Annotated in this window: 22 protein-coding genes and 2 pseudogenes; 10 read left to right on the top strand and 14 right to left on the bottom strand. The window is 70.1% G+C overall.

Annotation, left to right across the window (positions count from 1 at the left end; all coding sequences use genetic code 11):
- Window positions 1–432: 432 nt before the first annotated feature.
- The 3 genes from OG758_RS45335 to OG758_RS45325 all read right to left on the bottom strand — a co-directional run bounded on the left by OG758_RS45335 (window position 433) and on the right by OG758_RS45325 (window position 5,416).
- On the bottom strand, window positions 433–3,045 hold the full coding sequence (locus OG758_RS45335) for a PEP/pyruvate-binding domain-containing protein (protein ID WP_326715266.1): 2,613 nt from the start codon (window positions 3,043–3,045) through the stop codon (window positions 433–435).
- 664 nt (window positions 3,046–3,709) lie between these two features.
- Window positions 3,710–4,051: a hypothetical protein gene (locus OG758_RS45330; protein WP_326715265.1), complete on the bottom strand. Its 342-nt coding sequence runs from the start codon at window positions 4,049–4,051 to the stop codon at window positions 3,710–3,712.
- 345 nt (window positions 4,052–4,396) lie between these two features.
- A complete protein-coding gene (locus OG758_RS45325; protein ID WP_326715264.1) occupies window positions 4,397–5,416 on the bottom strand; it encodes a LacI family DNA-binding transcriptional regulator in 1,020 nt (339 codons plus the stop codon).
- Between the two features lie 280 nt (window positions 5,417–5,696).
- Between OG758_RS45325 and OG758_RS45320 the strand changes: the two genes are divergently transcribed.
- From OG758_RS45320 to OG758_RS45305, 4 genes are read left to right on the top strand one after another with little or no spacing between them, the layout of a single operon-like run.
- Window positions 5,697–7,622, top strand: a complete 1,926-nt coding sequence (locus OG758_RS45320) for a glycoside hydrolase family 127 protein (RefSeq protein WP_326715263.1) — start codon at window positions 5,697–5,699, stop codon at window positions 7,620–7,622.
- A gap of 58 nt (window positions 7,623–7,680) precedes the next feature.
- Window positions 7,681–8,925 (top strand): sugar ABC transporter substrate-binding protein, encoded by a 1,245-nt coding sequence (locus tag OG758_RS45315; protein WP_326715262.1) that lies wholly within the window; start codon window positions 7,681–7,683, stop codon window positions 8,923–8,925.
- 7 nt (window positions 8,926–8,932) lie between these two features.
- Window positions 8,933–9,901 carry a carbohydrate ABC transporter permease gene (locus OG758_RS45310; RefSeq protein ID WP_326715261.1) on the top strand — a complete coding sequence of 323 codons (969 nt, stop codon included), beginning with the start codon at window positions 8,933–8,935 and terminating at the stop codon, window positions 9,899–9,901.
- Window positions 9,898–10,719: a carbohydrate ABC transporter permease gene (locus tag OG758_RS45305; RefSeq protein WP_326715260.1), complete on the top strand. Its 822-nt coding sequence runs from the start codon at window positions 9,898–9,900 to the stop codon at window positions 10,717–10,719. The genes OG758_RS45310 and OG758_RS45305 overlap by 4 nt, the downstream gene beginning before the upstream one ends.
- A 56-nt stretch (window positions 10,720–10,775) precedes the next feature.
- Here the strand turns inward: OG758_RS45305 and OG758_RS45300 are convergent.
- The 3 genes and pseudogenes from OG758_RS45300 to OG758_RS45290 form a co-directional block, all read right to left on the bottom strand.
- A pseudogene (locus OG758_RS45300) lies at window positions 10,776–11,020 on the bottom strand (TetR family transcriptional regulator); the annotation flags it as partial.
- Window positions 11,021–11,182: 162 nt separating this feature from the next.
- Complete coding sequence (locus tag OG758_RS45295; RefSeq protein WP_326715259.1) at window positions 11,183–11,722, bottom strand: hypothetical protein; 540 nt, start codon at window positions 11,720–11,722, stop codon at window positions 11,183–11,185.
- Between the two features lie 17 nt (window positions 11,723–11,739).
- On the bottom strand, window positions 11,740–11,865 hold the full coding sequence (locus OG758_RS45290; RefSeq protein ID WP_326715258.1) for a hypothetical protein: 126 nt from the start codon (window positions 11,863–11,865) through the stop codon (window positions 11,740–11,742).
- Between the two features lie 135 nt (window positions 11,866–12,000).
- Here OG758_RS45290 and OG758_RS45285 point away from each other — a divergent pair, with 135 nt between their 5' ends.
- From OG758_RS45285 to OG758_RS45270, 4 genes and pseudogenes are all read left to right on the top strand, one after another.
- The gene (locus tag OG758_RS45285; RefSeq protein ID WP_326715257.1) at window positions 12,001–12,603 is read left to right on the top strand and encodes a hypothetical protein; all 603 of its coding nucleotides are present in this window, start codon (window positions 12,001–12,003) and stop codon (window positions 12,601–12,603) included.
- Complete coding sequence (locus tag OG758_RS45280; protein WP_326715256.1) at window positions 12,600–13,319, top strand: DUF5987 family protein; 720 nt, start codon at window positions 12,600–12,602, stop codon at window positions 13,317–13,319. Before OG758_RS45285 ends, OG758_RS45280 begins: the two co-directional genes overlap by 4 nt.
- Window positions 13,316–14,909, top strand: a pseudogene (locus tag OG758_RS45275) (GMC family oxidoreductase N-terminal domain-containing protein). The gene OG758_RS45280 and the pseudogene OG758_RS45275 overlap by 4 nt, the downstream one beginning before the upstream one ends.
- A gap of 12 nt (window positions 14,910–14,921) precedes the next feature.
- Window positions 14,922–15,860 (top strand): hypothetical protein, encoded by a 939-nt coding sequence (locus tag OG758_RS45270; protein WP_326715255.1) that lies wholly within the window; start codon window positions 14,922–14,924, stop codon window positions 15,858–15,860.
- 313 nt (window positions 15,861–16,173) lie between these two features.
- Here the strand turns inward: OG758_RS45270 and OG758_RS45265 are convergent, their stop codons facing one another.
- The gene (locus OG758_RS45265; RefSeq protein WP_326715254.1) at window positions 16,174–17,400 is read right to left on the bottom strand and encodes an MFS transporter; all 1,227 of its coding nucleotides are present in this window, start codon (window positions 17,398–17,400) and stop codon (window positions 16,174–16,176) included.
- Window positions 17,401–17,455: 55 nt separating this feature from the next.
- Between OG758_RS45265 and OG758_RS45260 the strand changes: the two genes are divergently transcribed.
- Both OG758_RS45260 and OG758_RS45255 read left to right on the top strand, forming a co-directional pair.
- Window positions 17,456–17,818 carry a winged helix-turn-helix transcriptional regulator gene (locus tag OG758_RS45260; RefSeq protein ID WP_326715253.1) on the top strand — a complete coding sequence of 121 codons (363 nt, stop codon included), beginning with the start codon at window positions 17,456–17,458 and terminating at the stop codon, window positions 17,816–17,818.
- A 576-nt stretch (window positions 17,819–18,394) separates the two neighbouring features.
- Window positions 18,395–19,033, top strand: coding sequence for a phosphatase PAP2 family protein (locus tag OG758_RS45255; protein ID WP_326715252.1), 639 nt, complete (start codon window positions 18,395–18,397; stop codon window positions 19,031–19,033).
- A gap of 12 nt (window positions 19,034–19,045) precedes the next feature.
- Here the strand turns inward: OG758_RS45255 and OG758_RS45250 are convergent, their stop codons facing one another.
- The 7 genes from OG758_RS45250 to OG758_RS45220 are packed head-to-tail and all read right to left on the bottom strand — an operon-like array spanning window position 19,046 to window position 26,721.
- The gene (locus OG758_RS45250) at window positions 19,046–20,371 is read right to left on the bottom strand and encodes a glutamate-1-semialdehyde 2,1-aminomutase (RefSeq protein WP_326715251.1); all 1,326 of its coding nucleotides are present in this window, start codon (window positions 20,369–20,371) and stop codon (window positions 19,046–19,048) included.
- Window positions 20,372–20,378: 7 nt separating this feature from the next.
- Window positions 20,379–20,930 (bottom strand): dTDP-4-dehydrorhamnose 3,5-epimerase, encoded by a 552-nt coding sequence (gene rfbC / locus OG758_RS45245; protein ID WP_326715250.1) that lies wholly within the window; start codon window positions 20,928–20,930, stop codon window positions 20,379–20,381.
- Entirely contained in the window at window positions 20,927–22,165 is a 1,239-nt protein-coding gene (locus OG758_RS45240) for a polysaccharide pyruvyl transferase family protein (RefSeq protein WP_326715249.1), read from the bottom strand. The genes rfbC and OG758_RS45240 overlap by 4 nt, the downstream gene beginning before the upstream one ends.
- Window positions 22,162–23,109 carry a glycosyltransferase family 2 protein gene (locus OG758_RS45235; protein ID WP_326715248.1) on the bottom strand — a complete coding sequence of 316 codons (948 nt, stop codon included), beginning with the start codon at window positions 23,107–23,109 and terminating at the stop codon, window positions 22,162–22,164. Before OG758_RS45235 ends, OG758_RS45240 begins: the two co-directional genes overlap by 4 nt.
- A complete protein-coding gene (locus OG758_RS45230; RefSeq protein WP_382060564.1) occupies window positions 23,106–24,401 on the bottom strand; it encodes a hypothetical protein in 1,296 nt (431 codons plus the stop codon). Before OG758_RS45230 ends, OG758_RS45235 begins: the two co-directional genes overlap by 4 nt.
- Entirely contained in the window at window positions 24,398–25,699 is a 1,302-nt protein-coding gene (locus tag OG758_RS45225; RefSeq protein ID WP_326715247.1) for a DUF4910 domain-containing protein, read from the bottom strand. Before OG758_RS45225 ends, OG758_RS45230 begins: the two co-directional genes overlap by 4 nt.
- On the bottom strand, window positions 25,696–26,721 hold the full coding sequence (locus OG758_RS45220) for an NAD-dependent epimerase/dehydratase family protein (protein WP_326715246.1): 1,026 nt from the start codon (window positions 26,719–26,721) through the stop codon (window positions 25,696–25,698). The genes OG758_RS45225 and OG758_RS45220 overlap by 4 nt, the downstream gene beginning before the upstream one ends.
- Between the last annotated feature and the right edge of the window lie 2 nt (window positions 26,722–26,723).

Raw genomic sequence — 26,723 nt, 5'->3', positions numbered from 1 at the left:
AGACGGTGCGACCAGGCCAGGCTTGTAGCCGTCGACTCCGGCCGGGACGGCGGGAGTCGAAGCCCACGGCCGGTACGCGTGCGCAGCCCTCAAGGAACGACGCGCATCACCGGGCGCCCCCGACAGCCGCGTTGGTTCAGATACTCAGTCATTTCCGGCGTGACGGCTTACGCCTCGTACGGCACCGCATCGTGCACGAACAAGCCGGTCCGTGGCCCGGCCCTCCCCCGTGAAAGGACGCCGTTGGGCCAGATCCACGTGGAGCTCGCAGAGCGGAACTGTCTTCCTACGGAACACAGGGCAAGGCGCCGCGGACCATCAACCGACGGCTGTCCGCGCTGACCTCTATAGCTCAATACTGAGCACCGGAAGCAGCCGATTGCCTCCCCAAGCGGCAAGCACCTCCGGCCGCCGGGACGCGGGAAGACGCGATCACCGCCCGTGACCGGTGCAGCCCGCAGCCTCCTTGTCGTGCGTCCTCACCACGCCGATGCTTCCGTCCACCGTGATGACGTCGCCGGTCCGGATCCGTGCCACCGCGTCCCGTACGCCGACCACCGCCGGGATGCCGTATTCGCGGGCCACGACGGCGCCATGGGAGTTGGCCCCTCCCATCTCCATCACGAGGCCCCCCGCCGTCAGGAACAGCGGGGTCCAGCCCGGATCGGTGGACGGGGTGACCAGGATCTCGCCCGGCTCCAGGTGTGCTCCGACCGGATCGGTCACTACGCGCGCGTGGCCGGTGATCTCGCCCGCCGACGCCGCGGTGCCGACCAGGTCACCGGGCGCATGGAGCGTGGCCTGCGCGTGCTGTGTCGCCTCGGGTTCCGTGCCGTCGGAGAGGAGGACGCGCGGGATGTGCCTGCGGCGCATCTCCCGCTCGTACTCCGCTTTTCGCTCGGCGACTCTCTGGCGCAGGTCGGCATGCGTCGCACGCATCTCCTCGAAGTCCAGGAAGAAGACGTCCTGTGCGGCGTCGATGCGTCCCTGTGCGTGTAGTTCGGCCCCCCGCTCGGCGATGCGCTCTCGGAGGGCACCGAAGAGCGTGATCGCCAGGTACTTCGGGTACTCGCGCAGGCCGGCCAGCGTCCGGGTGCGGTGCAACGCGAACCGGACGAGGCGGCCGCGCCCCTTCGCGCGCCGCGCGAGCCGGTCGATCATCGCCTCCGCCTCGGCCGCTCCGCGCGCGAACACCGCGTCCGGCTGGGCCTGTTCGTCGTCCAGGCGCAGATAGTTGCGGACGACGCCGATGACATATGTGGGGTCGTCGGACCAGCGCGGCAGACCGAGGTCGATCTCGGCGACGGCGCGATGACCCCACTGGTTCAGGAAGGCGCGGATGCCGTGCTGCGCGGCCTCGGGCAACTCGCCGTCGCGATAGCGGGCCGCCAGCTCCTCGATGTCGTCGTCCTGGAACACCCGTACCACGTCTCGGTCTTCACGGATCGCACGCGCCAGGTGCCACAGGTCGAGGTCCATCTCGGTGGTGACGTTGTTCGGCAGGCTACGGAGAAGCGTCTGCAGCTCGCCAGGTTCCGCACGGACGAGCTTGCTGGTGAGCGCCAGCATCGCGAAGCCCACCAGGGCGGTCGGGGCGACCGTGGGCAGCACCGGGACCACGCAGTCGCGCAGGGCTTCCTCGATGGACTTCTTCTCGGCCGTCTGCAGGAGTTTCGTCTCCGTGCGCCGTGCGCGCCGCACCGCCGCCTCCGGGTTGGCAAGGGCGCGCAGCGCGGTGGAGGGGGCGTGGAACCTGCGGGCGAGGCGCGCCACTCGCCTGACCGCGGGCCATGGTGACGTATGCGTCAGGGACAGTCGCGGATCGTCGTACAGGCCGCGCAGAACCTGTGCCGAGCGTGCCTCCATGACGTCGAGTACGCGCGGGAAGAAGGCCCTTCCCGTCCTACTGCGCAGGACGTTGGTGAGGTCGATGAAGACGCGGCCCGCCGACTCGATGTAGCCGTCCGGCCTCGGGTCACCGACAATGGTCCGGCCGGCGGCCCGGGCGATCTCCCGGAGCGCGGCGAGCCCGGCCGGGGTGATCGGCCGCTCCAGGCCCTGCGCGAGGCTGAAGCAGAAGTACACGTGGAAGCTGTCGTGGCCGTCGGCGCGTTCGGGCACCGGGAACAGCGTGGTGATGGGCCGTGACTGGGTGAGGTGCAGCTCGCCCCACGCGTCCATCGCCCACTCGGTGTCCTGCGGACTTCCGTAGTGGGCCTGCACCTTGGCGCCGAGTTCGGCGAGTTCGAGGATCTGGCGGTCCGTGAGGCATGGCGCGTGGTTCTCGCCGATGTCGACCTTCTCCGTGCCACCACCGGCCAGCGGGCAGATGAGGAAGCGCTTGTCTCCCAAACTCCGTTCGACGATCTCGCCGCCGACCGCTCCGTCTGGGCCGCCCGCTCCGTCCGCTCCCTCTACGACGAAGTGGTCCGGGTTGACCGCCCCGGAGACGACGGCTTCCCCGAGGCCGGGGCTCGCGTCGATGACCACTTGATCGCGCTTGCCGGTGACGGGGTTCGCGGTGAACATCACGCCGGACACCGCCGATGCCACCATCCGCTGCACGACGACGGCCAGGTGGACCGAGCCGTGGTCGATGCCGTTGGTCTCGCGGTAGCTCACCGCGCGGTCGGTCCACAGCGATGCCCAGCAGTGGCGTACCGCTTCGACGACGGCGGCCGCGCCCACAACGTTGAGATATGTGTCCTGCTGCCCGGCGAAGCTCGCGAACGGCAGGTCTTCGGCGGTGGCACTGGAACGCACCGCGACGGGCACGTCGTCGCCGAGTTCCGCGTACGCGGCAACAATCGCCTCCCTCAACTCCCCCGGCACCGTCGCCTCGAGAATCCGCCGCCTCGCCTTGTCGGGCCGCAGGCCCGCGAGACCGTCCGTGGCCGAGATCATCCGGTACGCGTCTGTGGTCACACAGAAACCCTGCGGCACGGGCAGCCCGGCCCTGGTCAGTTCGCCGAGGTTCGCGGCCTTGCCGCCCACGGTCTCCAGCATCGTGGCGTCAATGGAACTGAGGTCGAGGACGAGCGGCATGGCGTTCCTTCCTGCCTGTGGTGACCGTCCAGTGACGCTGGACCGTCCCCTTATTCATCATGCGATGAATAATGGTGTACGTCAATCCGCCGGGCCCCGCCCTCACCGACCGGCACAGACCTGACCTACCGGCACACACATCGCCCCCGCCAGGCCCCTTTATGCATTCACACATAGACGCGTTTCTCCACAACCAGCAACGTGGAGGGCCGAGCAATTCACCATGAGAACCGGCTTCAATCCAGCGGCCAGCCCCTGAGACGTCGGCCGACAGCTCTCCTGGAAGATTCCGTAAACGGATCCGCCTCGACGGCCAGGCCCAGCCCCTGGCACACCTCAGACCCGCCCCGTCCGAATCTGGGGTGGGCACAACGTGCCTCACGTCCCTCAGACCGTGGCGCAGACTTGACCTGCAGCAACGTCGCGGTGACCCCAGATGACAGCAGTGTGCAGCGCAGTGACCCGGTACAGGCGCAGTCGGGGGCCGGACGTGTCGCAGGGGATCAGCTCGCCGGCGTCGAGGTCGGGGTCGACGGCCAGGCAGTCACGCCACGCCCCCACGCGTTCTCTCGATGGTCCGCCACCCGGGAGGGCAGCGGACCATCCCTCGTTCATCTCGCCCAAGGGCCCTGGTAGCCAAGCGGGACATTCGCGGGAGTGGGGGTCAGGTAAGTCGGTGCCCCATCTTCGCCAATTGCCGGTTGTGCGCCTTCGTGTCCCACCACTCCTCCAGGTGGGTGTGCACGAGGTGTACGAGCTGCTGCAGTCGGTCGGGAGGAGGTGCGGGCGAGGTGAGCACATCCGTCCAGGACTTGTCGTCCCAGGGCAGTGCGACTTCCCAACCCTCATCCGGGCGGTCTCGGCGGCCCACAGTAAGCCGGTACGTCAACGTCGTGCGGCGGTCTTGATGGTGCTCGACCGACAACTTGATGACGCCGAAACGGAGTCCGTCAGCGGTGACGTATGAGCGGCTCAGGGCCTGCTCGGCGGGCGTCTGTTCCTCCATGGAGCCAATTGCCCTTTCCCTTGGTCGGCGCACCAACGCGGTGCCCAGCAGGCAGCGGTGCCGACGACGGCCGGCTGATCGACCTTCTTGCTCTTCACTGCGCCTCGGCGTGACGGTGCAAACGCCTGGCCCCGGCGGCGGTGTCCCGGCCGCCGCAGCCGATGGACGCGGCGGCGGCCCCGTATGGACCTGGCTGTTCCCACTTCATCTCAGGACACCGGGTTGCGCGCCGTGTGCTTCGGGCCCCGATGTGTGCGCACGGGCCTGCCGGCCTTTGGGTGGGTGGCGACGCCGCCGCGCAGGTGCCATTGAGGCGGCCGCTCGGAACCGCCCCCTGGCAGGCGGTCAACTGGACTCCCGCACGATCAGGCGGCACGGCACCGTGTGCACGCCCGGTCGCGGCTCGGCCTCGATGGCTTGCAGAAGCTCCAGGGCGGCGATCCGGCCGATCTCGGCGAGGTTCATGTCGATGGTGGTGAGAGGCGGACGGCTGGCCAGTGCCATGGTGTGCCAGTTGTCGTAGCCCACGACGGCGACGTCTGTCGGGACCCCCACACCGCGCTCACGGAGCGTGTCCGCCACTCCCCGAGCGATCTGGTCGTTTCCGCAGAAGAAGCCGTCCGTGTCGGGTGCCGTGCGCAGCACCGCTTCGGCAGCTCTGCGCCCCCACGCCTCGCTCCACTCCCCGAAGTGGGTTCGCCCGGTGGACAGTTGAAGTTCGGCGTTCGCCAATTGTTCGGCCGCGTACTGGGCCCGTTCGCGGGCGGCGGCGTGATGTTGCGGCCCGGTGACGTGAGCGATCCGCGTACGCCCGGTGGCCACCAGATGCTCTACCGCGAGGCGGGCGCCGCCGCGGTCGTCGGTGACGACGGAGGTGTCGGCGGGGTCGGTGGAAGGGGAGAGGGCGTACACGACGGGGACGGATTCGACTCCCGGCAGCGGGGGCCGGGCGTCGGTGCGGCGTCCGGTGACGATGATGCCGTCGACGCGGCGGTCCATGAGGTTGCGCAGATGGTGCTGTTCGCGGATGGAGTCGCCCCGGGTGTCGCACAGCAGCACGGAGATCTTGCCCGCGCCGAGAGCGTCCTCGGCTCCCAGGAGGACCGGCGTGCTGAACCGGCCGATGCCGTCCGTCGTCATGAGTCCGACCGTCCAACTGCGGCCGCTGTGCAGGCTCTGCGCGTACTGGTTGGGTCTGAATCCCAGCTCCTCCACCGCTTGGAGCACCCGCTGACGCGTCTCGGGGCGCATCCGTCCTCCGCCGTTCAGCGCCTTCGACGCCGTGCCGACACTGACCCCGGCGAGGGCGGCGACATCGGCGAGGCGGGCCCGGCCGGCCGCAGCGGAGCCTGGAGCAGACGTCACGGGTGAACCTTTTCGTCGAGGGATGTGTACGCCCGACATGCTGGCAGGGGGCAGAGGGATCCGCCAGCCCTGGGAAACTCGGAAAACTCTTGCTGCATGCCTTGACCGGACACGTGAGCTGCCCTGTACTTCTCGGCGAGAAAAGGGTTGCTCAAACCAGCGTCGCGATCCCGTCATCCATCTTCGGTCTCCCCCACGCACCCCGGCGGGCCACGGCATGAGGCCGCTCGCCAGAGCCACCGCACGACCGAGTTGTCCCGCCCTTCACCCCCGGAGAGCCATGCCCCGCTCACGCTCCGCCCTGCCCGCGTCGGGACCTGTCCGCCTCGGGCCGGGTGCAAATGCCGTACGGCGCCCCGCCAACGCCTCGATCGAGGCGGGCTTCTGGTACTCCCGCCAAGAGATCAACGCGCATGTCTCCATCCCCCAGGGGCCGGAACTGCTCGAGTCCGCCGGGAACCTGCACAATCTGCGGCTGGCGGCAGGAACGATCGACGGCGCTTTCCGGGGCGACTACCCCTTCGTGGACACGGACGTGTACAAGTGGCTGGAGGCGGCGGCCTGGCAGCTCGGCCGTTCCCACAGCGTCGAGCTGGCCGGCGAGGTCGGCCGGATCGTCGCCCTCGTCGCCGCAGCCCAGCAACCCGACGGCTACCTCAACACCTGGTTCCAGCTGGTGAAGGACGGCCGACGCTACGAGGACCTGCGGTGGGGCCACGAGTTGTACTGCGCGGGCCATCTCATCCAGGCCGCGGTCGCGCATCACCGTGCCACCGGCGGCTGCGAACTCCTGGACGTCGCGGTCAAGTTCGCCGATCACCTCACCTCCGTCTTCGGCCCGCCCGGCAGCGGCAAACCCATCGACGGGATCGACGGCCACCCCGAGGTCGAGACGGCCCTGGTCGAGCTGTACCGGGAGACGGGTGAGCGCCGCTACCTGGACCTGGCCGGATACTTCGTCGACCGGCACGGCCACGGCCTGCTCGGGGGCGAGGTCTACTGCCAGGACCGTGTCCCGCTGCGCGGGGCGACGAACGTGGAAGGCCACGCCGTACGGCAGTTGTACCTGCTGGCCGCCGCGGCCGATCTGGCAACCGAGACCGGGGACGCCGAACTCCGGGCCGCGGGGGCGCGGTTGTGGCGGGCGATGACCACCACCAAGACACATCTCACCGGCGGTCTCGGCGCCCACCACGCCCAAGAAGACTTCGGTGACCCCTACGAACTGCCCAACGAGCGTGCCTACTGCGAGACCTGCGCGGCCATCGCCTCCATCCAGTGGAGCTGGCGCATGGCCCTGCTGACCGGTGAGTCGTGCTACTCCGACCTGATCGAACGCACCCTCTACAACGGCTTCCTCGCCGGGGTCGCCCTCGACGGCGAGCGCTGGCTGTACGTCAACCCGCTCCAAGTCCGCGACGGCCACACCGACCAGGGAGGCGACAAATCGGCCCGCCGCACCCGCTGGTTCCGCTGCGCCTGCTGCCCTCCCAACGCCATGCGCCTGCTGGCCAGCATGGAGCACTACCTGGCCAGCGCCGACGACACCGGTCTGCAGATCCATCAGTACATCGCCGGCCGCTACGGCGAAGGCGACATCACGGTCCGCTGCGAGACCGACTACCCGTGGCACGGCGCCGTCGCGCTCACCGTCGAGGAAGCCCCTACCGCCCGCGTTTGGACCCTCGCCCTGCGCATCCCTTCGTGGTGCCGCGAGTTCCGTGTGAAGTGCGGCTCGCGCGCCTACGACCAGACGGACGCTCCCCTCGACGGCGGCTGGCTGCGCCTTGAAGGCACCTGGTCACCGGGCGACCGGGTCGTCCTCGAGCTCGGTCTGGAGCCGCGGCTCACCATGGCCGACCCGCGCGTCGACTCCGTACGCGCCTGCGTCGCCATCGAACGCGGACCGCTCGTGTACTGCCTCGAAGGCGTCGACCACCCCGCCGGCGGACTGGACGACATCGTCCTCGACGCCACAGGACCGCTCGGCGTGAAACACCGTCCGGACCTGCTCGGCGGTGTCACCACTGTCGTGACCGCGGGCCGCCGGCGCACCGCCGCGGACCGGGGCTGGTGGCCGTACACCCCGGCGGACGCCGACCCCGCTCCGGACGACGGCGAAGCAGTCGAGCTGACCGCGATCCCCTACTACGCCTGGGCCAACCGCGAGGACGGCGGCATGCGCGTCTGGCTGCCCACCACATGACATCCCGCCCAGATGCGCCGCGCCCCTTCCAGCCCTTCTACGACAACGAGGCCACCCCGTGATACCGACCCATCGCATCCTCCTCGCCACGCTCGCTGCCCTCGGCACCCTCGCGTCGCTCACCGCCTGCTCAGGCGGCTCCGGCAGCTCCGGATCCTCCGGCGCCGCCGACGGGACGTACACCTTCTGGGACCCGTACCCGCAGTTCGACGCCTCCTCCCCCTGGGGCAAACGCGTCAGCCAGTGCGGAACGAAGGCCGGAATCACCGTCAAGCGCACCGCGTACGACACGACCGACCTCGGCAACAAGGCGCTGCTCGCGGCCCAGCAGGGCAACGCACCCGACGTGATGCTGGTGGACAACCCGGTCGTCTCCACACTCGTCAAGGCGGACATCCTCAACACGACGTCCGACCTCCGCCTCGACACCTCGTCCATCCAGAAGAACATCATCGGCGCAGGCACCGTCGACAAGTCCGCGTACGGCATCCCGATCGGCGCGAACACCCTGGCCCTCTACTACAACAAGAAGGTCCTGTCGGCCGCCGGCGTCGACCCCGCCTCGGTCAAGGACTGGGACTCCCTCACCGCGGCCCTCAAGAAGGTCAAGTCGGCCGGGAAGAAGGGCATCACCTTCTCCGCGATCAACACGGAGGAGGGCAGCTTCCAGTTCCTGCCGTGGTTCTGGGGCGCGGGCGCCGAACTCACCGAGCTGAACTCGCCGAAGGGTGTGGCCGCGCTGTCCCTGTGGAAGAGCTGGACGGAAAACGGCCTCGCTCCCAAGGACGTGCTGCAGAACACCCAGACGACCAGTTGGCAGGAGTTCGCCACGGGCGACTACGCCTTCGGCGAGAACGGCACGTGGCAGCTCGCCAATGCCAAGGAGGCAGGCTTCGACTACGGGGTCATCAACATCCCCGGGCAGCACGGCGGTTCGGCTCCGGTGCCGACGGGTGGCGAGTTCGTCACCGTGCCCGTACAGAAGGACTCCGCGCGCTACGAGGTCAGCAAGAAGATCGTCACCTGTCTGATCAGCGACGCCAACCTCCTCGCCAGCGACACCACCCTGACCTACGTGGCACCCACGTCCGCCGTCCAGGCCGAGCAGGTGAAGCGGAGCCCGGAACTGGGGCCCTGGGTGGACGCCGTGGCCGCGGCACGCGGTCGCACCAGCGGCGGTCTCGGCGTCAAGTACCCGACCATCTCCCAGCCGATGTGGACAGCGGTCCAGGCCGCGCTCTCGGGCGGCAAGAGCCCCAAGGAGGCGCTGGACACGGCTCAGTCGAGCGCGCGGAAGGGCTAGGGCGACCGTGACCATCGCCCGAGTCGACCTGCCGCAGCGGGGACCGGCCGCACGGAAAACACACGGTGGCGGCGGGCGGAACGACTCCGCCCCGCTCCGCCGCCGCAGCCGCCTGACGGCACTGGCCTTCGTCGCCCCGCTGATCGCCTACCTCGTCGCCTTCTACCTGTATCCGCTGTACCGGAACCTCGACCTGAGCCTGCGCGACTACACGGTCCGCTCCTTCGTCGCGGGCGACGCCCCGTTCAACGGGTGGGACAACTTCCGCGCGGTCCTGGACGACCCCGAGTTCGGTCCGGCGCTGCGTCACACGATGACGTTCACGTTCGTGTCGATCGCCTTCCAGTACGTGGCCGGACTCGCCCTCGCCGTCTTCTTCAACCGGCACTTCCGCCTGGCACCCACGCTGCGCGCCCTGTTCCTCGTCCCCTGGCTGCTGCCGCTGATCGTGTCCGCTTCCACCTGGTCGTGGATGTTCAACAGCGAATCGGGCGTGGTGAATTACGCACTCCAGCTGGTCGGGGCGGGCCAGGTCGGCTGGCTCACCTCACCCGACTGGGCACTGGCCTCGGTGATCATCGCCAACATCTGGATCGGTATCCCCTTCAACCTGGTCATCCTCCACAGCGGCCTGCAGAACATCCCCACCGAGCTGTACGAGGCCGCGGCGCTGGACGGGGCGAGCGCCTGGCAGCAGTTCCGGCGCATCACGTTCCCGCTACTGCGACCGGTCTCGGCGATCACACTGCTCCTCGGCCTCGTCTACACCCTCAAGGTCTTCGACCTGATCTGGATCATGACCAAGGGCGGTCCCGGGGACGCCTCCTCAACTCTCGCGACCTGGTCGTACCAGCTCGGATTCGGCACCCTGCTGCCGAAGTTCGGTCCGGGCTCCGCCGTCGGGAACATCCTCATCCTCATCGCGCTCGTCTTCGGGCTGCTCTACATCCGCGTACAGAGGAGGCAGGAAGCGTGAAGACGCGCACCGGCTCCCGCCGTCACACCCTCACCGGCCTCGTTCTCACCGCCCTGATGCTGTTCCCGGTGTACTGGATGCTCAACGTCTCCCTCACCCCGCAACAGGACATGCGCAAGTCCCCGCCCGACCTGTTTCCACTGCACCCCACCTTCGAGGGCTACGAGGCCGTCCTGCAGGACCAGATGCCGAACCTCGGCACCAGTCTTCTCATCGGCCTCGGCACGGTCGCCCTCACCCTCCTGCTGGCCGCCCCCGCCGGCTACTCCCTGGCCAAGCTGCGCCGGCGCGGTGGCGGTGTGCTCGGACTGTTCCTGCTGGTCGCGCAGATGATCCCCGGCATCGTCATGGCGATGGGCTTCTACGGCTTCTTCCTCGACCTCGGCATATTGAATTCCTGGTGGGGCCTGATCATCGCGGACTCCACCATCGCCGTGCCGTTCGGCGTCATGATCTTCACCGCGTTCATGTCGGGCATCCCCGGCGAGCTGATCGCCGCCTCCCGCATCGACGGCGCCGGCGCCCTGCGCACCTTCTGGTCGATCGTCCTGCCGGTGAGCCGCAACGCCGTGGTCACCGTCTCGCTCTTCACTTTCCTGTGGGCCTGGTCCGACTTCGTCTTCGCCAACACCCTGGACGGCGGCGGCGAATTGAGGCCGATCACCCTCGGGATCTACAAATACATCGGCAACAACAACCAGGAGTGGAACGCGATCATGGCCACCGCCGTCGTCGCCTCCATCCCCACAGCGGTCCTGTTGATCCTTGCCCAGCGCTACGTGGCCGCGGGTGTGACCGCGGGCGCGGTGAAGGACTGACTTGCTTCCAGGCTCCCGTGGTCAGCCGAAGACGAGCGCGGCGTCAGACCTACCTGGTACGGCAGGCCTTCGGCCGCCGCGCGCATGGCGGCCAGGAGGCGTGCGGTGATTTCACTGCCGGACGCGTCGGGGTCGGCCGCGTACCGCCCGCGACTTCCTCAGCCGCTGCGCGCAACGCGCCGTTGAGGGTTGCTGTGTGTATGTTCACTCGCAAGTCGTCCGCCACGGCGCCGGATCGCTCGGCGAGCAGCTCCGTGAGCAGGGGCAGAGCGTCGTCGTGCGCCTGGAGCCACACGGAGCGGCGCAGGGCCGGCGTACTCCCTCCCGGCTTACTTGCCATGCACGCATGCACGCATCAATTTCTCGTGCCGCGTCCCCCAACCGGCAGGGTCGGGACGGGATTCGGGAAGTCGCCGCCTGGCGTTGCCGACCGGCAAGATTTCACGCAGACAGAGAAACTGAGTCATAGCCAGCCGGCCTTGTCGATCACGCCGGCCGCGACATCACCCACCGAGCTCGTGGTGGCGTCGACGGTGAAGTCGTCAACTGCTGCTCGGCCAAGGATCTCCGCCAGTTCGCCGGCTCTGTCCAAGTGCCATCGCAAGAGTTCGGGCTCGTTCTCGTGGCGCCGCACCAGGCGCTGGTGATTGACGGGCAGGTCGACTGTGAGCCGACACACCGAGAGCTCAATGCCGACCGCTTCGGCACACAGTTGCCGTTGCTCCACGTCCTCGATCACACCGGCGAGGACCAGTCGGGCTGCCCCGGCAGCGAGGTAGTTGTCGGCCACGCTGCGTAGGTTCCGCAGCATCATGCCGAAGTTGAAACGGTCCCCGGAAGGTGCGGGCCAGGCCTGACGCAGCCAGTCGAGGTCGATGACGGCATTGGGTATTCCGGCATCGGTGAGAAGACTGCCCACGCTCTCAGCCACCGACGTCTTTCCCACGCCTACGGTGCCGTTGATCAGGAGAGCACGGGATTGCCGAGAGCCATCTACATTCATGATCGAAATCCTACTGTTCAGCGCGGAAGGGCACGGTGGCCATCGGTCTCGCACACCGTGAACTCTGTGATGTCGGCGATCTGGCGCACCTCGGCGGTGATCTGCACCCGGACGCGGCCCGCTGAAGGGGGCCACTCCGGCACCGTTGCCTCTCCAGCGACCGGGATCACCTCTGCCCCATGTCTTGTGCTGACGGCACGCAGCGATCAAGATGACGCCTGCATGTGACCCCCGGTAACCGTCGCCCATCAGGGCTGGGACACGAAGAAGGTCCTGCTGTGCCCGTACTTCGCCACACGACGAACGCCCTCGGCGCCCTCCCAACAAGCTTCCGCCTCACCCTCTTCGGCGCAGTGGCGGCAGCCGTCGCGCTGCTCCCCGCCGCCTCCGCCTCGGCCTCGGCAGCAGAGCCAGGCGTCGGCGGTTACACCGACCCGTCGTACGCGTCCGCGTGCACCTTCCACCGCTACGGCGAGGGCGAGACGCCGCCGCTCTCCTTGTTCAGCGCCGACCCGCTGTGCGTGGAGTACGCCAAGCGGGACATCACCGTGGCCAACGGCGGCGCGGCGCGCTTTCTGCTGGCCGAGCCGGCGCGCTTCGCGATCGCCGTACCGGCCTGCCGATACTGGCAGTTGGACCACTGGAGCGTGCAGGCCACGCCGGGCGGAACCGAACTGGTCGGCTGGGACGGCAGTTACTGGTTCGACAAGGCGGAGGGCAGCGCCGCGGCGAGGGTACGCAACATCACCGTCGCCGGGCAGCCCGCCCAGGCCGAGGAGGCCGCGAAAGTGATCCGGCCGTACGACGCCCGGCTCGCCGACGCGCTCGTGAGCGACGCCGCGGGTGTGAGGGTGCAGCTGCCGGTGAGCGGGCTGTGTTGAGCGAACCGCCCGCACGGCCCACTCGGCGTCGGCTGCTCGTCGGGCTGACTGCCGCCGTCGCCGCCCTGCGGGCCGGGGAGCTGACCGCCGATGCCGCACCCTCGGCGCGTCCTGTCCCCGAGCGGGTCCCGGTGGCTCGGGCCGGGCTGCTGCCCGACTCCCTCTCGCTGCCCGACCCGACGACGGCCACGCTGGAAGCATTTGCGGACACCATGGTCCCGGGCGAAAAGCGGCACAGCGGAGACGCGGCGATCGCGGGGGCGGCGCCCGGTCCCGGCGCCGTACAAGCGGGGGCCATCGAGCTGCTCAACCTTCCCGATCTCGGAATTGGCCTGCTGCTGCCCGAGCTGGCGCTGCTCGTCAACACCCGCGCCCTCGCCTATGCGACCACCCACGGCCGGATCCTGCTGCCGGCTCAACCTCCCTTCGTCGCCCTCCGGTTCACCGACCGCACCGCGCTCGCCGGAGAGCTGCTCACGCCCGGCGCCCCGGACCGGCAGCTGTACGTGCTGCTCGCGCTCTTCGCCGCCGCGGCCTTCGACACCGCAGCCCATCTGCACACCACCGAAGCCATCCGGCAGCGCCACCCGGGCCTGGCCTGGATCGGCTTCCCGGCGCCCGACGCCGACGGACTGTGGCGCTTCCCCGACTATTCGTACGGCCAGAGGCTCGCCTCCGAGCACCCGCTCACCACCCCCGGAGGGCACCCCGCATGAGCATCACCGAACGCACCGACGTGCTGGTCATCGGCAGCGGCTTCGGGGGCGCCATTCCCGCCTACCATCTGGCTGCGGGTGGCGCCAAGGTGGTGATCCTGGAACGCGGACCGCACCTCACCGCTCCGGACTTCACCCATGACCTGCGCCTGGGCAGCTATACCCGGATCGTCGACCTCGTGCAGGGCGACGGCATCACCGTCGTCGCCGGGAACTGCGTCGGCGGGTCCAGCGTGGTCTACTTCGCCGCTTCGCTGCGGGCTCCGGGCTTCGTGTTCGACCGCCGCGGAAGTCTGGGCCACCGTCTGTGGCCTTCGACCCTGACGCGCGCGGCACTCGACCCGTGGTACGACCGGGTCGAGGAGGCTCTGCCCGTCGCCGAGCAGAGCTGGGACCAAGTCCCCTACCCCGGTGGCTTGTTCGCTGCTGCGTGCGCCCGTGCGGGCCGCACCTGCAATCCGGTGCCCGTCGCCGTCGACCTGGCCCGCTGCACCAACTGCAACTGGATGCTCAACGGCTGCCACTTCGACGCCAAGCGCTCGATGCTGCTGAACTACCTCCCCGCCGCGACCGCGCACGGCGCCGAGATCCGCCCCCTCCACGAGGTGCAGACCATCGCGCCTGCCACCAGCCCCGGTTACCGCTACCGCGTCTCGTACACGCAGCTCGACGCCGGCGACTACCGGCTGCCGGTCGGTGTGGGCGCGATCGAGGCAAAGACCGTGGTGCTGGCCGCGGGCGCTCTGGCCACCCCGGTGCTGCTGCAGCGCTCGGCTCCCCTGCTCGGCGGTGTCCCGCAAGCCGTCGGGCGCTACTTCTCGGGCAACGGCGACCGTGTGTCCATCGCCGACGTCGACGAAGGCAAGGTGCGCGACCTGCTCGGCCTCGAGCGCGCCCCGGGCATCCCGTACCAGGGTTTCCCCATCGGGAAGCCCATCGGCTCCATGTCGTACGACGGGCTCGATGCGGCAACGGCGGAGTTCACCCGTTTCTCCCTTCAGCAGATCTACTTCCCCGGCATCACCGACCTGCTGGCCCAGGCCACTGACACGCCGGCGACGAGCTGGTTCGGCGTCCGCAAGAAGGAGATGCGCACGCTGGCCGTCGTGGCTCTCCGTGCTCGCCATGACCGAGGACGACAACGAGGGCGTCTTCGGCCCGCCGCCGCCCACCGGCAGCTCGACGCGCGTGGCCACATCGCTCTGCCTGTCCACGCTCTCGTACCGGCCGACAGCGAACACCCTGCGTGGCTGGGCCGCCGCGGATGCCGAGGCCCGTGCGGTGCTGGAGCGCGACGGTCTTGCGCGGATACGGCCCTGGAGCGAGAACGCCGCCGGATCCGTGAGCGCGCACCCCCTCGCCTCCTGCCGGATGGGTGACGACCCCGCCACCTCGGCACTCGACGAACGCGGCGAACTGCGAGGCCACCCCGGCCTGTTCGTCACCGACGGCTCGGCAGTGCCGACCTCGCTCTGCGTCAACCCCTCACTGACGATCGCGGCACTGGCCGAACGGGCCTGTCCCGGCATCGTGGAAAGCACCGCCGAGGCAGGCGTGCGCGCACGGTACGGGGCCCCCACGCCCCGGTGAAAGGAATCCCTCGTGAACTCCCTCTACCCGCCGCGGATGACCGGCCGACCAGGGCGGCTCGAAGTCTGGTACGCGACGTTGACCGATCCCCGCACCGGGACCGGCGTGTGGATCCACCACGAAGTGGTGGCGCCCAAGCACGACGGCCCGGCCCGGGCTCATGGCTGGATCTCCGTCTTCCCACCCGACGGACCGCCGGTCACCGAACGGTTCGGGGTCCCGGACTCTCCACCGCCCCAGGGCGAGGCGTACTTCGAGGTGCCGGGGGTGCGGGCATCGCCCCAGCTGCTGGAAGGCACGGCGGGCGCGATCACCTGGCGCCTGAAGGTCACCGGGGGCGGTGAGCCTCTCTACACGTTTCCGCGCTGGTCCTGGCAGCGTGAACTGCTGCCCGCCGCCCAGATCGTGCCCGCCCCCGACGCCCTCTTCGAGGGGGAACTCGTCGTCGGGGAACGGCGGTTCACCCTCTCCGACGCCGTGGGCGGCGTCGCCCGGATCGCCGGGCACGGCAATGCCCAGCGATGGGCGTGGCTCCACGCGGGCCTCGGCGGCGGGGACGTACTGGAAGTGGTGGCCGCCGTCGCCCGGCGCCCCACCATGCGGTGGCTGCCACCGCTGCCCATGCTTCAGCTGCGGATCGGTGGCACCGACTGGCCGCGCGACCCGCTGCTGACCGCGCCACTTCTGCGCGCACGGATCGGACTGCCCGACTGGTCGGTCACAGGCGGCACCGCGCGGCGCAGAGTACGCATCGATGTGACCCAGGACCCGGCCGACTGTGTGTCACTCTCCTACTCCGATCCCGACGGAACGACCGCCACCTGCACCAACACCGAACGCGCCACCGTCGACGTGATCGTCGAACGCCGCACCGGACTGCACCGATTCGAGGTGGAACACCGCTGGCATCTGGACCGCACGGGGCACGCGGAGGTAGGAACGCGCCCGTGAGCGGAGGGCTGACGGCTCACCTCCACCACTACGCCACTTTCCGGCGGCGCAGCTAAGGCGCCACTCCTCTCTTCGCCGTGGGGCGGCCTTATCCGGGAAGCGAGCGTGGCGTCGGCAGCTGTTCTGTTGGTCGCCCTCGCCGCCTGACACCTTCCGAGTTGGGTGCGGGGTTCTCTCAAGGGAATCCCGTTCAGGCTGTGAGGGCGTGTTCCTGCTGCTCGCCCTGCACCGGCGCCCCTCGCGCTTGCCAGCACATAGGAGCGTCATCCAACCGCCATGACCGCCAACCCGGCGAACCTGTGCGGTCACGGCGCTAGACACCTCCGATGCGGCTCTGCGCCGCCGGCACCACTCTGCCGATCGCAGTGGCGAGCGTGGCTCCGAGGACGCTGACGCCGACCAGGGTCAGCCAGATCGTGGCTGCCCCGGTGACCAGCAACCCGGAGAGCGCGGCGGGGGCGACCGCTCCTGCGACAGACACGGCGAGCTGGTTGAGTGCCAAGTACCGGCCGCGGAGAGCGTCTGGGGCGCTCTCCGCGGCGACAGTCGACGTGATGGGGCCTCCGAGGATTTCACCGAAGGTGTAGCTGCCTGCACCGAGCAACACGACGCCGACCGCGAGGGCGAGCGCGGACACGCGGTCGGCGGCGAGGAACAGGAGGTAGCCCGCCGCAAAGCAGACGTGTCCGGCGATGAGGACGCGGCTGCGGATCCGCCCGCTGAGCCACCCGACGACGATGCCCTGGCCGAAGCCGACCATCAGGGTGTTGAGCGCGAAGACCGCGCCGGCAGTCCAGCCGGGCAGTCCCAGCACGTCCACGGCGTAGACCGGAATCGCGATGTTGAGGGCGAACAAGGAGATGGCGAAGCACAGTTGATGCGCGACCAGTGACAGGTACCGCCGGTCCCGGAGCACGCGCCCCCAGCCTCCAGCAGCGTCCTGGCCCGCCGCGGGACGGACATTCGGCACGGCCCGCATCAGAACGAAGGCGGTGACATAGGACAGGGCGTTGACGACCACGATCGCGGCGTAGACGCCGTGCGTACCGAAACTGACGGCGACGGCGGAGAGGAGGCCCCCGAGTGCGTAGCCGAGGTTGCGTACCGACCCCATAAGACCGAACCAGCGCTCGCGTTGGCCGGGCGCGGCCAGCGCCGCGACGGTCGCGCCGTAGCAGCTGAAGAACACGGCCCGTCCGGCACTGTTCAAGAAGGCGCAGATGGCGATCTGCCATGTCTGGCCCACGACGAGGTACCCGGCGAAGCCGAGCGCCTGGGCCAGGTTTGCCGCCTGCAGTACCGGCTTGGCGCCGTACCGGTCGACCAGTCCTCCGACCAGAGGACCCACCGGGAGCGCCAGCAGCCCGGCCGTCGTCAGTGCCGCGCCCACCTGCACCAGCGTCAGTGACGTCGTGGCCAGGAAATACAGCATCGAAACGGGGACGAAGACACCGGTGCCGATCGAGTCGATGACGATCGCTGCGACGAAACGGCCGTGCCGAGCTATCGAGGGACGGACCGTGGAATCGGGAATGGACACAACTCGGAAGGTATAGATTCTATACCGGTATCTACAACGCTACCGGGAGTCGAGCATGGGCAAGGCCTACAACATCATGGCGGCGACATGCCCCAGTCGCACCGTTCTGCACCGGATCGGGGCGCGCTGGACGGTGTTCATCGTCAACGCGCTGGACAACAGGCCGATGCGATTCACCGAGCTCAAGGCGCACATCCGGGGGATCACACCGAAGGCGCTCACCGAGACGCTTCGCGCGATGGAGTACGACGGTCTGATCTCTCGCACGGAGTTTCCCGCAAATCCCCCGCATGTCGAGTACGCCCTCACCGACCTCGGCCGGTCACTGCTGGCACCCCTGCGTGCCGTCCGGGAGTGGGCCGAGAGCCACGTTCCCGACATTGAACGCGCCCGCGCACAAGCCGACGCGCAACGGTAACCCCGTTCGGCGAACCCGACACCGTCGAGAACCCCAAGCCCGGCGAGATCATCTACACCGACACCGCCGACGTCCTGACCCGGCACTGGAACCACCGCGACGCCCACCGCACCCGCGTCACCAAGAATTCCACCCCGAGTAAGAACGGGGTGCCGTCCTTGAGCGCCCGCTCCCGGGTCACGTACCGCAGACCGTAAAGGGTTGGTGGCGTCGGGCGCCGCGCCATGACTGGGGACGTGTGCACGACTGCTTCCACGAGTTCGTGCTCATCGACCGCCCGGCCGGGCAGATCACCCTCGTCGTCGCGGCCGACGACTGAGCCAACCACCGGGGCAGCCGCCGCCGTGGCTCAGATCAGTAACGGAGCCACAGCCGAATCGCGGCAAGAGTGACCGTGCCATGGAAGTCGTGCCATGGAAATCGTGGGCCCTCTTGGGGAGTTGCTTTGACACGGTCCGTACACCCCCGTACGCCAAGATGGTAGTTCTGGCTTCAGGGCAGCTACGCAACGGGGGGCTCGCGTTGGATCGTCTGGCAGGGGCGGACCTGGAAGTTACAGGCCGGCCGGCGCCCGCTGTGCTGCCCCCGTCGCTGCGCGCGTGGCTCGGGCTGATCGCGACCCTTGCCGCGCTGGTCGTCGTCGCGCTCGGGGTCTTGTACGCCGGCCACAGCGAGCCTGGCGCGGTGGACAGGTGGATCATCCAACCGACGGCGGACAGTGTGCGGCCGCCGTGGCGGCGCGTCGCTCTGGCCCTGGACTTCCTGGGGGCACCCGCCGGAGCAGCGGCGCTGGTCGTGGCCGCCGTGACGGGCTGCCTGCTGCTTCGGCGTCCTCGCGCAGCGGTGTTCGTCGTTGCCGGGGTCGGCGTCACCGTGGGGACGGCGAGGCTGCTCAAGTCCCTGGTGGGGCGCACCATCCACGGCGAGGACAACCTGTCCTATCCGAGCGGGCACACCGCTTTCGCCACCGCGCTCGCCCTCGTGGTGGCGCTGCTGGCGACCCGCCGGCTCGGCCTCGGCAGGACGGCCGGCACGACACTCGTGCTCGCCGCGGGGCTGGTTGCCGGCGCCGCCATGGGCTGGGCACAGGTCGCCCTGGGCGCGCACTACCCGACCGACGTCCTCGGCGGCTGGTGCACCGCGCTGGCGGTGACACCGGCGACCGCGTGGCTGGTCGATCGGGTGGCCGACGCCGCCCGGCGGGAGCGGCGCTGACGGTGCGTCACGTCACGCCAAGCGGCGGAATACGGGCTTCACCGGCCGACCGGCCACCCACGGAGTGGGGTCGGCGGCGTCCAGTGCCTTCCGGTACACCGCGCATGCCTGGGCCACCACGTCGACGGTGCGGTCGATGTCGGCGTCGCTGAGCGCGCTGCTCACCACGAACGAAGGGGCAAGCACCCCACCCGCGAGGAGATGACGCAGGAACAGGGTGCGGTACTGCTGCGACGGCTGCCGGTTCTCGTCGAGGGTGGCGAAGACCAGGTTGCTGGCCCTGCCCCGGACGACGATGTGGTCGCCGACGCCCATGCTCGCCGCGGCGTCGCGGACACCGGCGGCCAGCCGTTCGCCGAGGGCGTGCAGCCGCGCGGTGATCCCCTCCTCGACATAGGTGGTCTGCACGGCCATCGCCGCTGCCAGGGAGTGCGTTTCCGCACCGTGCGTGGTGGACAGCAGGAACACCCGGTCGCCGGAGTGACGCAGCCCGCCCCTCTCCATCAGGTCGCGGCGCCCGGCTAGCGCGGAGACGGCGAACCCGTTGCCCAGCGCCTTGCCGAACGTGGAGAGGTCGGGGACGACGCCGTACAGGCCTTGGGCGCCCGCCTCGGACCAGCGGAGGCCGGTGATCATCTCGTCGAAGATGAGTACGCAGCCGTGCCGGTCGGCCAACGTGCGCAGGCCGGCGAGGTACCCGGGCGGCGGCTCGGTGTGGGAGGCAGGTTCGAGGATCAGGCAGGCGACCTCGTCCTGGAACCGGGTCAGCAACTCCTCCGTGGCGGCCAGGTCCCCGTATGGGAACGCCACGGTGAGCTCGGTGGTCGTTGCCGGAATCCCGGCAGACATGGGCGTGGTGCCGATGAACCAGTCGTCGACGGAGAAGAACGGATGGGCGCCGCATACGGCCACCCGCGGGCGGCCGGTGACGGCGCGGGCGAGGCGCACCGCGGCGGTGGTGACGTCGGAGCCGTTCTTCGCGAACTTCACCATCTCGGCGGTCGGCACCGTGGCCAGGAAGCGTTCCGCGGCCTCGACCTCCACGATGGACGGCCGGACGAAGTTGCTGCCGCGGTCGAGTTCCCGCCGCACCGCCTCGATCACGCGCGGGTGGGCGTGGCCGAGGCTGACCGACCGCAGGCCCGAGCCGTACTCGATGTAGCGGTTGTCGTCGATGTCCCACACGTGGGCACCCCGGCCGTGGCTGATGACCGGGGCAAGGTTCTCGGGGTACTGGTCGTCGCCCTTGGCGTAGGTGTGCGCGCCCCCGGGGATCATGGCGTGCAGCCGCTCGTTCGCCATCCGCGACCGGGGCAGGGTGAACTCTTCGGTGTCCACGCCGACTTCAGCTCTCTTTCTGCTTCAGGACCTCGGCGAGGCTCGGCGCCTCCCGGTCCCGCTGGGACATCGATGTGGCCGGCAGCGGCCAGGGAATGGCGAGCTCCGGGTCGTCGAAGGCGATCGTCACGTCCTCGGCCGGATCGTGCGGGCGGTCGATCCGGTACGAGGTGTCGGCGGTTTCGGTCAGCGCCTGGAAGCCGTGCGCGCACCCGGCCGGGATGTACAGGGTCGCCTGTGTCTCGCCGGACAGCTCGAAGAAGGCCCGGTTGCGGTAGGTCGGTGAGTCGGGCCGCAGATCCACGACGACGTCGAAGATCCTCCCGTACGAGCACCGTACGAGCTTGGCCTCGCCGGCGCCGGAGCGCAGGTGCAGGCCGCGCAGCACGCCCCGGACCGAGCGGGACAGGCTGTCCTGGACGAAGGCGTCCGGGTCGAGGCCCACCGAGCGGACCACGTCGGCGTCGAAGGTGCGGCAGAAGAAGCCGCGCTCGTCGCCGTACGGCGTCGGCTCGAAAAGGTACGCGCCGTCGACGGCCGGGACTTCGGTCGCTTTCATGGAGTCTCCCGCAGGGCGTGGGCATGGGTGTGGTCAGCCACCGGGAACAGAGTCGCGGTCAAGTCGCCGAACTGTCCCTCGAGTTGCCGGGCGGCGTCCTGGTTGCGCTCGGCGAGGGTCCGCCGCAGCTCCGCCGATCGCTGCTCCAGCTCCCGGAACTGCTCGAGCAACCGGTCGGCGTCCACCGCGCGCGCCGGGTGGCAGTACGCGCCGAGCCCCATCTGGGCCATGAGCGCGTCGCTCTTCGGCGCATAGCTGAGGGCGAGCGTCGGTGTGCTGGTCTTCAGCGCGCAGATCAGGTTGTGGTAGCGGGTCGCCACCACGGTGTCGGCAGCCGCCATCTCCTTCATCAGGTCGGCCAGTGAGGACGGCTCGGCAGCGGTGACCAGCGGTGAGTCCACCGCGTCGAGGATCGCGGCGACCACCGGGGCATCGCAGTCGTCGCCGGTGAGCAGCCGGACAGGCCTGTCCTCCTCGACCAGCGCGCGGACGAACCGGATCGTCCCGTCGAGGTAGCGCCGGTGGATCTCCCCTGCCCGGGCGCGGTCGTCGTTGCCGCCGTGGAAGTCCATGACTCCGACGCAGACCGGGCCCGGCGGGCCCGAGGGCGTGCTCGCGAGCGGCGTCGGCAGGGCGAACGCGAGGTCCGGGTAGACCTCGTCGCGCGTGGTGTTCACGCCCATCGCGCGCATCGCTTCGCGGGACTGGGTGTCCCGGTACGACCGGTAGGTGGCCAGCCGCGCCGACCACCGCACCAGGGCCCGGGTCGGCCGGTTGCCGATCGCCGTGGCGCCGACGCTGACCAGCGCGACCCGGGTGCGGAGCAGCCGGCCACTCGCGCAGAGCAGGAACAGTGAGTACGGGAAGCCCCACGGCCGCAGCGGCAGCGTGGCCTCCAGGACGCCCATGCCCGGCACGATCACCACGTCGTGCCGGCGCACCCAGGCGGCGGTGCGGAAGACGTCGACGAGTTTACCCAGACCCTTCGCCGCGATCGCGCCCGCACGCGACGCCGTCCGGTACTCCCCGCGGTACCAGTGCAGCCGCGTCGCGGGGATCCCGTACCGGGCCGCGACGGCCTCGGGTCCGCCGCACAGCGCGTCCACGACCGCCTCGGGGTGCTCGGTGCGGAGGTACCCGAGCACGGCCTCGAGCGACCCGTCGTTGCCGAGGTTGCCGGAGCCGAGCAGGCCGAACACTCCGACGCGCACCACGGTTTCGTCCGCGGAGGTCATGCCTGCCTCCCCTCACGGCCGGCGACGAGGGCGTCGACGGAGACGGTCAGCTGGGCCGGGTCGACCGGGGCACGGTCCTCGACCCTCTCGCCGGCACCGGGCCGGACCCGGCTGGTCATCCATGCGGCCAGGTGGCTGTAGCACGCGCGCCGGTCCGCCGGGGACAACGGCGCCCGCCGGATCGCCGCGACGAAACCCCACATGTACTCGGCGAGCAGCCGGGGCGTGGGGTGCAGCGGCCCTGCCCGACGCGGGTCCAGGTTGACGCACCGGGCGCGCTTGGACGGGTTCGCCCGCTCGGCGCGGGTGGGGTGGTCGCGGCGGAAGTACAGCAGTTCCGGCACCTGGTGGAAGGGCCCGTGCAGGGTGATCTCGGCGACGAACGTGCGGTCCGCGTGGTGGTAGCTGTCGAGCGGCTTCACCCGGCGCAGCATGTCGGCCCGCATCACCCCGTAGAAGTCGTCGCCACCGGGCTCGAACAGCAGACTGCGGAAGCGCTCCGGCGGACACGGCGAGTCGGTGGCGAGCCCGTACTCGTAGGGGACCTTCAGCCGGCCGTCGCCGTCGATGACCGCCTGGCCGGAGTGGGCGAGGATCACGTCCGGCCGCTCGTCCAGCGCCTCCACACAGCGCCGCAACAGATCCCGGCCGTACAGGTCGTCGTGCGAGGCCCACTTGAACAGCTCGCCGCGGCACTCGGCGAACACGCGGTTGTGGTTCGGTGTGGCGCCGATGTTCCGGGGCAGCCGGAGGTACCGGATGCGCGGGTCCAGCGCGGCGTACCTGCGGCAGATGTCCTGCGTCGCGTCGGTCGAGGCGTTGTCGGAGATGACCAGCTCGAAGTCCTCGTAGGTCTGGCCGAGCAGGGCGTCGAGCGACTCGGCCAGGTACTCCTCGCCGTTGTACACGGGCAGGCCGATGCTCAGCCTGGGGTGGGGGGTCATGAAGTCCTCACTTCGGGATGGGAGTTGTGGTGGCGCTCGCGCAACGCGGACCGCAGGTGCAGCCACCACACGGCCGACCCGCTGACGGTCGCTGCGGCGACGCCCCAGGCCGAGCCGACCGTGCCGGCGACGGCCGCCCCGCCGAGCCCGCCGCCGACGTAACAGGCGGAGGCGAACAACTGGCTGCGCAGGCTGCGCCGGGCCGCGCCGAGCGCGCGCAGCCCCGCCGCCGCGCCGGTGCCGAGGCCTGCGCCCGCGACGCTGAGCGTGACCGGCGCGATGAGCTCCGCGGCGGAGTGCCAGACGCCGCCGAGCACGAGGTCGCCGAGCCGCTCCGGCATCAGCAGCAGCGCCCCGCCCCAGAGCAGCGCGGCAACGGCCTGCCCGCCACCCAGCAGGAGGCAGAAGTGGCCGAGGCGGTGCGGAGCGCGCCGGAGCACCCGTGCGGCCTCCGGGACGGTGACCAGCGAAAGACCCATCAGCACGGCGAGGAACGGGCCGAGCAGCAGCTCGGCGCCACGGACCGCACCCACCGCGCCGACTCCGACGATCGCGCCGAGCCCGTACGCCCGCAGCTGGCTCGCGCCACTGAGGCTGACGTTCTCGACGAGGTACCGGTAGCCGAGATCGCGCTGCTCACGGAGCCATCCGCGCGCTCCGGTCAGTTGGGGCCGGATACCGGACTGGAGGCAGCCGTAGCCCGCGGCCACCGTGGCGGACGCGCCCCAGGCGAGCACGAAAGCGGCCACGGTGTCCACGTGGGCCGCCACGACCAGGGCGGGGACGAGTGCGACGCCCCACACGAGGTCGTTGACGAAAGCCTTGCGCCCGGTGCCGGCGGCGAAGAACGAGAACCTCCATGCGTCCTGCAACAGCAGCCCCGGCAGCATGACGCCGAGGCAGGCGAACGCGGGCCCCACGCGGCCGCCGAGAGCAAGGCCGGCCACCACAGCCGCCGCGCCGAGCGCGGCGCCGACGCCGAGCGCCGTACCCGACGACCGGGCCACCGCCCCGCGCCAGGACATGTCCGACACGCCGCTGAAGCGCACCACGAGCGGGTCGGTGGCAAGGCCGCGGGAGACGTTGAGCACCACGCCGTAGGTCACCCAGGCCAGGCTGAACACGCCGAACGCGGTCACCCCCAGCGAGCGGGCCACGTAGATCCCCACCACGAAGTTGCTCAGGCTGGAGGCGGCCTGGTCCGCCAGTCCCCAGGACAGCCGGCCGACGAGGGCCCGCCGGGCGGACCCGGCCGGTGTCGTCGTCTTCCCCTCGGTGGTCATCGGCGTCATGCCTTGATCAGCCCGGCGCCGTGCAGGGCGTCGGCCGCGCCGGCCACAGTGCTGAACGGCAGCCCGGACCGCTCGGCGACGTCCAGCAGACTGTGCTCGCCGTCGGAGAGGTTGAGCACCCAGAGCATGGCCATCTGGGCCTGCTTGGTGTCGCTGCGGCCGCCGAGCGCGTCGTACAACCCGCGTCGGCCCAGCTGGGGTTCGCCGTAGGGGCTGAGGTTGACGTACCGGTGGTTGCGGTCGAGGACGCCGAACGCCTCACGGCAGACCGCGAGGGTGTCCGCCATCGCCTCCGGCGAGACGAAGTCCGGGTTGTCCGCCGAGGTGTGGTATTCGGGGTACCCGGCGTACGGGGTCCGGCTGAGTGAGCCGACGCCGAGGTTGAACCCGGGCGAGCAGAACTGCCGCTCGTCGTAGCCGTACGGAGTGAACTCGTCGACGTGGTACGGGCGTTCGGAGGCGGCAAGGACGTGCCGCATCACCCGGTCGATCTCCGCGTCGCCGCGCCTGCTCTGCTTGTACGTCAGGCGGCCGGAGTCGCCGGCGCAGGCCAGCACAAGGCCGTGCTTGACCCGTTCCACCCGCTCCGCGTTGCGGGCCAGCCAGGTGATCGCCCCGATGGTGCCGGGCGCGAAAATGAACCGGTAGGTGTAGTACGGCGTCTGCTGCGCCAGCGTCCTGGCCAGGAACGTGGCCACCGCGATGCCGGCCAGGTTGTCGTTGGCCAGCGACGGGTGGCACACGTGGCAGGAGACGATGACCTCGTCGGGGATCTGCCCGGGGACCACGTGCTCGGCGTAGGTGAGGTGGCCGTCGGCGAGTGTGGAGTCGACGCACACCTCGTAGTCGCCCTCCGGCATCGCGTCCAGGGTCTCCTGGGCCAGGCAGAACCCCCATTCCGGCTTGTAGTAACTGGTGCGGTACGGCACCCAGTTCGGGTGGTCCGGCAAGGTGTGCAGGTGTTCACGCAGCTCGGCCAGCGGCATGGTCGTCGCCGGTACCGGCACGCTGTAGCCGAGCACGTGCAGGCTGGACGCGGCGAAGTCGACGACCCGGTTGCCCGCGGCGTCGGCGACGTACGCGTCCCGGATGTTCCACTCCTGCGGCACCGTCCAGTCGAGGACCTGGGTCCCGGTCGGCACCTCGTGCACCTGCAGCGGAACGTACTCGCCGATGATCTCCAGGGTGGCGCGCACACCGTCGCCGGTGATGCTCCGGCACAGCGGGTACAGCCGCTCCACCAGCGCGTGCATCTCTTCGCCCGCGGAGGTCGCCGTCTGCTCACCGGCCGCGGTCATCGGCGCCACCGCAGGGTGTCGTCGACGGTTCCGGCGTCGGACGCCGCGCGCAGCACGGCGAGGCGGGTGAAGCGTCGCTCGAAGTCCTCCCGGGTCAGCCCGAACTTCCGGTAGGCGTCGGCGAGTTCGAGCGCGCCCTGCTTCACCGTCCACTCGCAGTCGAAGCCCGGGATCGCGGCGCGGAAGCGGGAGAAGTCCACGCGGTACGACCGCGGGTCGGCGCCGTTCTCCCCGGTGATCCTCACCTTCGCGCCGGCCACCGCCGCGGCGACCTGCTCGGCGATCTCGGCGACCGTGACGTTGTTGGTCTCGCTGCCGATGTTGAACGCCCGGTCGTGCACGGCTTCGCGCGGTGCGGTCAGCGCGGCCGTGAAGGCGCGTGCGATGTCGGCGGCGTGCACCAGCGGGCGCCAGGGCGTGCCGTCGGAGAGCACAAGGACCTCGCCGGACAGGAGCGCGTGGCCCACCAGGTTGTTCAGGACGATGTCGGCGCGCAGCCGGGGTGAGTAGCCGAAGGCGGTGGCGTTGCGCATGTACACCGGGGTGAAGTCGCCGTCGGCCAGGGCGTGCAGGTCGTCCTCCACGCGCACCTTGGACTCCGCGTACGGGGTCACCGGCCGCAGCGGGGCGTCCTCGGTCACCAGGCCGCTGCCGCCGGACGCACCGTAGACGGAGCAGGTCGACGCGTACAGGAAGCGCCGCACTCCGGCGTCGCGGGCCAGCCGGGCGAGGCGTACGGACGCGTGGTGGTTGATGTCGTAGGTGAGCTCCGGCGCCAGCGATCCCAGCGGGTCGTTGGAGAGCGCGGCCAGGTGGATCACGGCGTCCACCCCGGCCACGTGGTCGGCCGTGACGTCGCGCAGGTCCACCCGCGGTCCCGGCGGGTCCGCGGGCGGCGGGCCGAGGACGCAGTCGGCGAACAGGCCGGCGTCAAGCCCGACGACCTCATGCCCGGCGGCCGTGAGTACGGGCGCCATCACGGTGCCCAGGTAGCCCTGATGTCCGGTCAGCAGTACGCGCAAGG

This window comes from Streptomyces sp. NBC_01474, assembly GCF_035918215.1.
Taxonomy (GTDB): Bacteria; Actinomycetota; Actinomycetes; order Streptomycetales; family Streptomycetaceae; genus Streptomyces; species Streptomyces aureus.
The sequence above is the reverse complement of the archived record's forward strand: the minus strand, read 5'-3'. Positions and strand labels throughout refer to the sequence as shown.

What these genes read in the sequence shown, in the direction of transcription:
- OG758_RS45335 (WP_326715266.1), bottom strand. Translation starts at nt 3,045, where the DNA reads ATGCCGCTCGTCCTCGACCTCAGTTCCATTGACGCCACGATGCTGGAG.
- OG758_RS45330 (WP_326715265.1), bottom strand. Translation starts at nt 4,051, where the DNA reads ATGGAGGAACAGACGCCCGCCGAGCAGGCCCTGAGCCGCTCATACGTC.
- OG758_RS45320 (WP_326715263.1), top strand. Translation starts at nt 5,697, where the DNA reads ATGCCCCGCTCACGCTCCGCCCTGCCCGCGTCGGGACCTGTCCGCCTC.
- OG758_RS45295 (WP_326715259.1), bottom strand. Translation starts at nt 11,722, where the DNA reads ATGAATGTAGATGGCTCTCGGCAATCCCGTGCTCTCCTGATCAACGGC.
- OG758_RS45260 (WP_326715253.1), top strand. Translation starts at nt 17,456, where the DNA reads ATGGGCAAGGCCTACAACATCATGGCGGCGACATGCCCCAGTCGCACC.
- rfbC (WP_326715250.1), bottom strand. Translation starts at nt 20,930, where the DNA reads ATGAAAGCGACCGAAGTCCCGGCCGTCGACGGCGCGTACCTTTTCGAG.
- OG758_RS45240 (WP_326715249.1), bottom strand. Translation starts at nt 22,165, where the DNA reads ATGACCTCCGCGGACGAAACCGTGGTGCGCGTCGGAGTGTTCGGCCTG.
- OG758_RS45235 (WP_326715248.1), bottom strand. Translation starts at nt 23,109, where the DNA reads ATGACCCCCCACCCCAGGCTGAGCATCGGCCTGCCCGTGTACAACGGC.
- OG758_RS45230 (WP_382060564.1), bottom strand. Translation starts at nt 24,401, where the DNA reads ATGACGCCGATGACCACCGAGGGGAAGACGACGACACCGGCCGGGTCC.
- OG758_RS45225 (WP_326715247.1), bottom strand. Translation starts at nt 25,699, where the DNA reads ATGACCGCGGCCGGTGAGCAGACGGCGACCTCCGCGGGCGAAGAGATG.